Genomic DNA, 7,881 nt, shown 5'->3' with positions numbered 1-7,881 from the left:
TTACAGAAGAGAGCTTTTCTCACCTCACGGGCATCTGGGCGACTATCTATAAATTCTTGTAGTTCTGCGATGGCTACGCCCGCCGCAGGCATCGCAGGTTGTAGATGCTGATCTATCATTGTTTGTTCTTAGACAGATATATTCCTCCGTATTATCTCGTACACTTTTTCAGAAATCAAATATGATTCCTATACTAGACTTGCTTTTCATGCTAAATATATAAAAGTATAAAAAATAGCTATGAAAAAGTCTGAAATGCCAAAAACTCCTCCTAAAGGAAATGCGGCTAAATACCTCAGTTATAGAGAAGCATGGGCGCGAATCAAAGTAGCATGTCAAGAAGGTTTTTATCTGGAAGCAATTACTCTTCAAGAGAGTATTATTACAGATCGTCTAATTAGTTATTTAACAGTCGTTGGAGAAATACAGAAACCGACAGAAGTCCATCAGTATCCATCTTTCGGAAAGTTGATTCAGTTATGGAAAAAGCAGAATCCTTTACCGATTGAAGTTGGAGGACAAACTAGTCTTCAAGAAGCAGTGGATCAGTGGCGGATACTAAGAAATCAAGCTGTACATGGAATGGTTAAATCTCACCCAGGTACACCTACAGTACCAGTTGATGACTTTTTAGCTGTTGCGGAAAGAGCTGCACATGAGGGGACATTATTGGCAAAGACAGTAAGTGAGTGGTGTAGAAAAATACGCAAATATCAAGAAAAAGAAAACTATCTTTAACAAAAAGATTAGGGTTTATTAATCAAGTGCAATACTTCTTGTTAAACAACTCTAGAACGCAAAATATCTAGTGAATTTTTGTCTACTAATTCAATTATTTCTACGCTATCCATTTCCGATCGCCTACTCTTCCACCAATTCCATCAACTCTTCAATTGTCACATCAAAGCTACGGGCTATCTTGTAGACTGCACTTAAATCAACTGTATTCAAGACATCACGTTGAACATAGCTTTTAACTGTGTTGTAGTTAACTCCAGAACGGTCAGCAACTTCTTTTAGTGTCCAACCCTTCTGTTGAGCTAGTTCTCGAATTCGCAGCCTAACATAGCCCATTTTTTGGTTGACAAGGGTGCGTATGCGCCCGATAATATCTGTGTACATCAAAAGCGATCGCTCTGACAGCCTGGAAAACTTGAGAGCGACCGCATTCCTAACACATCCCACTAAGGGGAAGATTGCTCTATGATATCAACGTCCCAGCCAAAATCAAATACTCATCCTTGGTGTATTATTCGCCACCTACCAAATATGCAGCGATTGGTAGTAGCCCGGTTTCATCGCCGTCATGATGCGGATGGATATATCCAAATTCTGCGACAATTGCTGCCAACAACCAAGCATGTGATTGTGTTTGACAAAAATAAGAATGAAGTGTATTGCAGAATACAGAATTCTAATCAATCTTAATTTCAGGCTTAAAAGCACCAAACATAAAAAAAGCGGTCGCTATGATGGTCTTGATGGCTGTGGGGCGATCGCTTAATCTCAAAGAAGCAACCGAGCTTTATCTAGAGGAATTTTCTCTCCCTAAATTCCTAACACCCGATACTTTCCCTAGACCCTAATATTAGAGTAAAGTAAACAAGTGTAAAGAAGTATCACTTTTCTCCCTTACTTTTTAAAACAACTTGTTCACTTCTACTGTTGATATTTGTATAAGAACATCCATGCAGTCTAGTTTTTGGCGACGAATTCTGGTATCTATTGCAACATTTTTCTTGGCTGGGTCAATTTGGGTAGCACATCCCGCCTCAGCACTTGCCTATGACAACCCTGAGTTATTGCCCAATTTCCAAACTCCAGTTATAGATTTGGCTAAAACTCTCACTGACATTCAAGAAGACAAGCTAGTTTCAGAGTTAGAGCAGTTTGAAACTGACACTGGCTGGAAACTGCGAGTATTAACACAGTACGATCGCACTCCCGGTCGAGCAGTGATAAATTATTGGGGTTTAGATGACAAAAGTATCCTGCTAGTTGCCGATTCTCGTGGCGGCAATATTCTCAGCTTTAGTGTTGGCGACGCAGTTTATGAATTTTTACCCCGGACATTTTGGATAGAATTACAAACGCGCTTTGGTAACTTGTACTTTGTGCGCGAACAAGGCGAAGACCAAGCAATATTACAAGCCCTAGAATCAGTTAGAGGCTGCTTGCTCAAAGGTGGTTGTAATGTCGTGCCTGGACTACCAAGAGAACAGTGGATTCTCACCCTAATAACCTCCGTCATTGGTGGAATCATCTGCGGATTTGCAGCTCAACCCCGTACTGACAAACAAATTTTTGCTTGGCAATGGGCATTAATCTTCTCTCCTTTATGGGGAATTTTGTTCATAGCCTTCGGCATTGGGCCAGTGGTGACACGCACCAGCGATTGGTTGCCTTTAGTTCGCAATATTTCTGGCTTTTTTATCGGCGCTTTAGTTGCTTACCTATCGCCTGTGTTCAGTCGTCCTTCTTCCAATGCTGAGTCCTGAATTCAGACTTCAGACTTCAAACTTCAGACTTCAGATTACTCAGCACTCACTGAAGCTGATAAGCTGAAGGCTGGTATATCAGCGCTGAATAGTGATGGAATGGCACGTAACGGATGCTCAAAGTTTAGCAATCATTGATAGTGAAATTGGCGATCATGTCTTTTCACCCGCAGAGTATGAAATTGTTCGGCGGGTGATATATGCCACAGCTGACTTTGAATATAAGTCTTTAATTCGCTTTTCGGAACAAGCTTTGCAATCTGGTGCCGCAGCGTTAGCAGCACGTACCACAATCGTAGTAGATGTGCCAATGGTACAAGTAGGTATCGCCTACGACATCCAAAACACTTTCGCTAACCCAGTCTATTGCAGCATGGAAACTGTAACGCGTCCCCAAAAGGAAAAAACTCTGGCAGCATGGGGAATTGAAACCTTAGCCAAGCGTTATCCAGAGGGGATATTTGTGGTTGGTCAAGCCCAAACAGCACTAACAGCACTGGTTGATTTGATTGAAGCTGAAGAAATTCTACCAGCTTTAATAATTGCTACTCCAGTCGGATTTGTGGATGTGGATACTGCTAAAAGCCGCTTGCAAGACTCTTTAGTTCCTTACATCACAATTGAAAGTCGCAAAGGAAACGCCGTTGTGGCTGCTGCGATTGTTGATGGACTGGTAGATTTGGCATGGCAAGCTTATGGGCAGAATGCGAATCGGGAAAGTTAGGAGAAGTATGAAGTATGAATTATGAAATTTCAGACTTCAGACTTCACACTTCAGACTTCACGCTATTCTTCATATTTCCGGCGACGGCGGCGTGGCCTGTCTTGTTGTCCTTCGCGTAAGCGGCGACTGACTTCAGAAAAGAAGTCTCTGCGGAGATAGGGATAATCATTAACCCACAGGTCACGACTGGGAATGTAAACATCACTAAAATCGTCAATACTGCCTAAATCTGAGCGATTTGACATGACAATCATCTCAGCAATTTGACCCCGTGCGATCGCTTTATGGAAAGGACGTAGTGGCGCGTCCAATTCCACACTAAATCCGGTGTCATCTCCCACTTCTAGGTTGATGCGTTTTTCTCGATTTTCAACAATTACTAATTCTCCTTTGCTGTTGACAGTTTCTTGTTTACCCATCAATTGGTCTGTAATCCACCAATCTAGAATTCGTCCACGAAAAAAGCCGCAGTACTTATAACGGCGGCATTTTGCATTCCGTACACTGGCTTGGAATACGGGAAACCACAGCCAAAAAAATGCACCCATTACACCAAGAAAAAATAGGATGGGGCCAAACTCCAGCCCAAAGAGGGCTTTGGCGAGCAAAATCACAACTACAGAAACTACAGAAATTAATAGTCGCTGCAAAAAATTAGAAAACTTCCCCCAGTAGTACTTGTACTGCTGACTGGTAGCAATAAGGGGGACAACTTGTTCAAATTTCTGGCGAGTCAGTGGAACAAGCATGGGTGCTGGATGTTGAGTGCTAATGTTTAGAGTATCTTTTCTAAACCATACACTAACGACTTTAACTGTACGACCTTCCGAATTGCCAATAAGACTCCGGGCATATAGCAAGCGCGATCGCTGGTATCATGTCGTAAAGTGTAAATTTGTCCAGCTGCGCCAAAAATCACTTCTTGATGGGCTATTAGTCCTGGTAAGCGCACACTATGAATTCTAATTCCTTCGTCGGCTAGGCTGCCTCTAGCTCCAGGTATTTTCTCGGTTTCTTCTACAAGTGCTGGGTTAAAAGCTTTACCCATCTCTCCTAGTAATTGTGCGGTTTGAATTGCTGTACCACTAGGCGCATCCGCTTTTTGGTTGTGATGCAGTTCGATAATTTCTACATGGTCAAAATATTGCGATGCGGTGAGGGCGGCTTGCTGTAACAATACCATCCCAATGGAGAAGTTAGGAATAATCAAGCAGCCAGTACTGGCTTTTTCGGCAAAGTCAGCCAAATTTTGAATTTGTTCTGGACTTAACCCTGTAGTTCCGACAACCGGACGAATACCGTAGGCGATCGCACTCCGCACATTATCATACACTGCATCAGGATGGGTAAAGTCTATGATTACCCCAGGCGGTAGTTTTCTTTCGCCAGCTACATAGCCAAGCATTGGTTCCAATTGGTTAGTTATAGGCACTTCCAAGGGTTCACTTAAACCTGCTAGTTCCCCAGCGTCCTTACCTTGATGTTCTAGACTGCTGTCAATTGCACCCATCAAAATTAAATCAGGTGCTTGTGCTACTGCTTTGACTACCTCACGTCCCATTTTGCCAGCAGCACCGTTAATAATTACTGGAATTGGAGCTTGATTTGTCATAATTCAAAAAATATTTTTCAGCCAACAAGGGTTTTATTGTAGATACTTTAGTGACACAGTAGCTAGTCTTAGAAGTCAGCCCTAAGGATGAAGGTAGTCGTTTACCCTATTCCTAACTTACTTTCATCGCCACTCACCTTGCATAGTAAAAGCAGCCCAATACAAAGGCTTACGCCAAGTAGGATTTTGCCATAAACTTAATTGCGCCGCACGCAGAGCCGCAACAGGTGATTTCCCTTCTTGCCACATTTGGCGATAAAATTGCGTCATCAATTCTTTCGTTCCTTCATCATCCACATCCCATAAAGACAACACAAGTCTGGGTGAACCGGCATACATCAATCCTCTTGTCAAACCTACTAACCCTTCTCCTTGAACTTCTCTACCTTGTCCGGTTTGACAAGCACTCAACACAATTAAATCAGCCGGAAAATCGAGGTTGAAGATATCGTTTAACCGCAAGTATCCTCTTTGCTGTTTACCTTGCTTGTCTACTAATGAAAGTACAATGCCTGATAACTCTGGGTTAACATCATCAGCAAAACCGTGAGTAGCAAAGTGAATTATACGATATTGATTTAGTTTTGCGTTTGTTACCCAGTCATAATTAGCATCAAAATCAAATGCTGCTAGGCTATCTTTTGGTGAACCGAGTTTGAGAATTGTCTCGGCTTCTTCACGAGTCCCGTTTAATCTATCCCAACCGTTGCGGTTGAGATTTCGGGCTGACCTTGACAATGCAGAACGCTGGAGGTCTAATTCAGGAGTGATGGAATTGTTCTCAGGTTTGCCAGTCACCCGTGAATCATCTGCACTGTATACGGGATCTGCAAGAATAGCTATGGCTTTCGGTGCTTTGGGACGCTTTTGTGTTTCTTGTCTGAGGATGGCAATGGTGGAAGCTGAAGGAAGATTGACGATTTCGTGGTTGATTAGCAGTGGTTGATAAGATTCTTGAGCAGTTGGTTCAGTGATGGCGGCGAAGGGAATATTTTGTAAAGCACCATCCGCGACAATTACCAAACGTTTGTTTGCTAATTTGTTGGCGACTGGAGTTAGGATAATTTGAGCCAGTTGTTTTGCTGCTGCTGCTTGTTGTTCACCAGAGGCTGATACTGTTACTAAACTTTGACGAAAATCGTTTGCTGCTTTTTCTATCTGTGCTTGTGGTGGAAGTTCATAGCTGTCGAGGGAATTTGGTGTTACAACCCAAAGATAACTGCGTTCTTTACCTAATGAATATTGCAACAGCACAGTATTTGCATCGAGTTGTTGCTGAATTTGCGCTAATTTTAACGGTTCAGGATATTTGAGCGCGGCATATTTCGGGCTAGTTGTGCGAATTTGTGTTTGTAGTTGTTGATATTGACTCAGAAGATTGGCAATTTCTTGTTCGAGTTTTTGGATTGTGGTGGCGGGTGCTGCTTTGCTGATTAAATCTCGACGCAGTTTATCTTTGGCATCAATTTGCTCTTGCAGACTTTGTTCTTGTGCTAATAATTTAGAGTCAACGCCTTTGCGGATTTTGGCATTGGCTTCGGTTAATAGTTCTAATAAAACCCTGGCGCGGGAGCGTTCGCTGATGTGTAGTGCTTGGGCGGCGTAACCTTTAGTTGGTTCTTTCTTGTGCAACTGCATTAGCAAGTCGATGTAAAATTGATAATAGTCTTGTACTGTAGCAAAGTAAGAAGTACGCAAATCTTGACTGTCGATTTTGGTGCGTAATTCTTCGATGATTTTGATAGATGCTTCGATTTGTGTGAGTGCAGTTTCTAAGTTACCTTTGTCTCTTTCTACGTTAGCGATGTTAAAGAGAGTAAGAGCTTCACCGGAGCGATCGCCCACTGCACGTCTGAGGGGCAGAGCTTGGTTGTAAAATGACAGTGCTTGCTGCTTTTCTCCTAAATCTGAGTAGACTCTAGCAATGTTATTAAGAGTAGTGGCTTCCCCCGCGCGCTCGCCCACCGCACGATATAGGGGCAGAGCTTGGTTAAGAAATGACAGTGCTTGTTGCTTTTCTTCTAAATCAGAGTAGACAAGAGCAATGTTATTGAGAGTAGTAGCTTCCCCAAAGCGATTGCCCACAGCACGAAATAGGGGCAGTGCTTGGTTGTAAAATTCTAGTGCTTGCTGCTTTTCTCCTAATGCGGAGTAGACTCCACCAATACTAGTGAGAGTAGTGGCAACGCCTGCGCGATCGCCCACCGCACGTCTGAGGGGCAGGGCTTGGTTGTAATATGACAGGGCTTTCTGCTTGTCTCCTAAATCGGAGTAGACTAAACCAATGTTATTGAGAGTAGTGGCAACGCCTGCGCGATCACCTACAGCACGCCATAGGGGCAGAGCTTGGTTGTAAAATTCTAGTGCTTGCTGCTTTTCTCCTAATGCGGAGTAGACTCCACCAATGTTATTGAGAGTAGGCGCTTCCCCAGAGCGATTGCCCACGGCACGAAATAGGGGCAGAGCTTGGTTGTAAAATTCTAATGCTTGCTGCTTTTCTCCTAAATCTGAGTAGACTGCACCAATGTTATTGAGAGTAATCGCTTCCCCAGAGCGATCGCCTACTGCACGATATAGAGGCAGAGCTTGGTTATGAAATTCTAGTGCTTGCTGCTTTTCTCCTAAATCTGAGTAGACTCTACCAATTAAGTGTAGAGTCAAAGCTTCGTAAGATTTATCGCCAAGTTTCTGCCACAGGGGTAAGGCAATTTGCCATTTTGCAATTGCCTGTCGTAAGCTTTCGGCTGTGCCTTGTTTGTATGATAATTCCAATCCTTCAAGTAATGCTTGTCGTGCTGCGGCGCGGGTTGCGTCTGGTGGGGTTGGTTGTTGTGCTATCTGCAAGTCTTGGGTTTTTGATGTGGCTCTCACTGCATCAGATAGCAGCAGCGAACTCAGCACTAAGGGTAAAAATAATGATTTGTAATTCATAGTTCGTAATTCGTAATTTGATGATGGGTTAATAGATCCCCGACTTCTTTAAGAAGTCGGGGATCTGACCACCTTTATTCACTTGTCATCAGAGATATTGCGGAAAATCTGTTGTT

8 protein-coding genes are annotated in these 7,881 nt (G+C 43.1%); 4 read left to right on the top strand and 4 right to left on the bottom strand.

Features of this window, described 5'->3' with window-relative positions:
• The first annotated feature begins 240 nt into the window (after positions 1-240).
• The gene (locus IQ259_RS08720) at positions 241-738 is read left to right on the top strand and encodes a hypothetical protein (protein WP_228014440.1); all 498 of its coding nucleotides are present in this window, start codon (positions 241-243) and stop codon (positions 736-738) included.
• A gap of 123 nt (positions 739-861) precedes the next feature.
• Here IQ259_RS08720 and IQ259_RS08715 read toward each other — a convergent pair whose 3' ends face one another.
• Positions 862-1,074 carry a helix-turn-helix domain-containing protein gene (locus IQ259_RS08715; RefSeq protein ID WP_193883706.1) on the bottom strand — a complete coding sequence of 71 codons (213 nt, stop codon included), beginning with the start codon at positions 1,072-1,074 and terminating at the stop codon, positions 862-864.
• Positions 1,075-1,203: 129 nt separating this feature from the next.
• Between IQ259_RS08715 and IQ259_RS08710 the strand changes: the two genes are divergently transcribed.
• The 3 genes from IQ259_RS08710 to IQ259_RS08700 all read left to right on the top strand — a co-directional run bounded on the left by IQ259_RS08710 (position 1,204) and on the right by IQ259_RS08700 (position 3,222).
• The gene (locus tag IQ259_RS08710; RefSeq protein WP_193883696.1) at positions 1,204-1,428 is read left to right on the top strand and encodes a hypothetical protein; all 225 of its coding nucleotides are present in this window, start codon (positions 1,204-1,206) and stop codon (positions 1,426-1,428) included.
• A gap of 260 nt (positions 1,429-1,688) precedes the next feature.
• Complete coding sequence (locus IQ259_RS08705) at positions 1,689-2,498, top strand: TPM domain-containing protein (protein WP_193883694.1); 810 nt, start codon at positions 1,689-1,691, stop codon at positions 2,496-2,498.
• A 94-nt stretch (positions 2,499-2,592) separates the two neighbouring features.
• On the top strand, positions 2,593-3,222 hold the full coding sequence (locus IQ259_RS08700) for a precorrin-8X methylmutase (protein WP_193883692.1): 630 nt from the start codon (positions 2,593-2,595) through the stop codon (positions 3,220-3,222).
• Positions 3,223-3,284: 62 nt separating this feature from the next.
• Here IQ259_RS08700 and IQ259_RS08695 read toward each other — a convergent pair whose 3' ends face one another.
• The 3 genes from IQ259_RS08695 to IQ259_RS08685 all read right to left on the bottom strand — a co-directional run bounded on the left by IQ259_RS08695 (position 3,285) and on the right by IQ259_RS08685 (position 7,765).
• Positions 3,285-3,971 carry a phosphate ABC transporter permease gene (locus IQ259_RS08695; protein ID WP_193883690.1) on the bottom strand — a complete coding sequence of 229 codons (687 nt, stop codon included), beginning with the start codon at positions 3,969-3,971 and terminating at the stop codon, positions 3,285-3,287.
• A 26-nt stretch (positions 3,972-3,997) separates the two neighbouring features.
• Positions 3,998-4,834: a 4-hydroxy-tetrahydrodipicolinate reductase gene (gene dapB, locus IQ259_RS08690; protein WP_193883687.1), complete on the bottom strand. Its 837-nt coding sequence runs from the start codon at positions 4,832-4,834 to the stop codon at positions 3,998-4,000.
• 123 nt (positions 4,835-4,957) lie between these two features.
• Positions 4,958-7,765 carry a CHAT domain-containing tetratricopeptide repeat protein gene (locus IQ259_RS08685; RefSeq protein WP_193883685.1) on the bottom strand — a complete coding sequence of 936 codons (2,808 nt, stop codon included), beginning with the start codon at positions 7,763-7,765 and terminating at the stop codon, positions 4,958-4,960.
• Positions 7,766-7,881 lie beyond the last annotated feature (116 nt).

It is taken from the genome of Fortiea sp. LEGE XX443 (genome assembly GCF_015206815.1).
GTDB lineage: Bacteria > Cyanobacteriota > Cyanobacteriia > Cyanobacteriales > Nostocaceae > Nostoc_B.
This window is presented reverse-complemented; position numbering and strand designations above follow the sequence as displayed.

What these genes read in the sequence shown, in the direction of transcription:
- IQ259_RS08720 (WP_228014440.1), top strand. Translation starts at nt 241, where the DNA reads ATGAAAAAGTCTGAAATGCCAAAAACTCCTCCTAAAGGAAATGCGGCT.
- IQ259_RS08715 (WP_193883706.1), bottom strand. Translation starts at nt 1,074, where the DNA reads ATGGGCTATGTTAGGCTGCGAATTCGAGAACTAGCTCAACAGAAGGGT.
- IQ259_RS08710 (WP_193883696.1), top strand. Translation starts at nt 1,204, where the DNA reads ATGATATCAACGTCCCAGCCAAAATCAAATACTCATCCTTGGTGTATT.
- IQ259_RS08705 (WP_193883694.1), top strand. Translation starts at nt 1,689, where the DNA reads ATGCAGTCTAGTTTTTGGCGACGAATTCTGGTATCTATTGCAACATTT.
- IQ259_RS08700 (WP_193883692.1), top strand. Translation starts at nt 2,593, where the DNA reads ATGGAATGGCACGTAACGGATGCTCAAAGTTTAGCAATCATTGATAGT.
- IQ259_RS08695 (WP_193883690.1), bottom strand. Translation starts at nt 3,971, where the DNA reads ATGCTTGTTCCACTGACTCGCCAGAAATTTGAACAAGTTGTCCCCCTT.
- dapB (WP_193883687.1), bottom strand. Translation starts at nt 4,834, where the DNA reads ATGACAAATCAAGCTCCAATTCCAGTAATTATTAACGGTGCTGCTGGC.
- IQ259_RS08685 (WP_193883685.1), bottom strand. Translation starts at nt 7,765, where the DNA reads ATGAATTACAAATCATTATTTTTACCCTTAGTGCTGAGTTCGCTGCTG.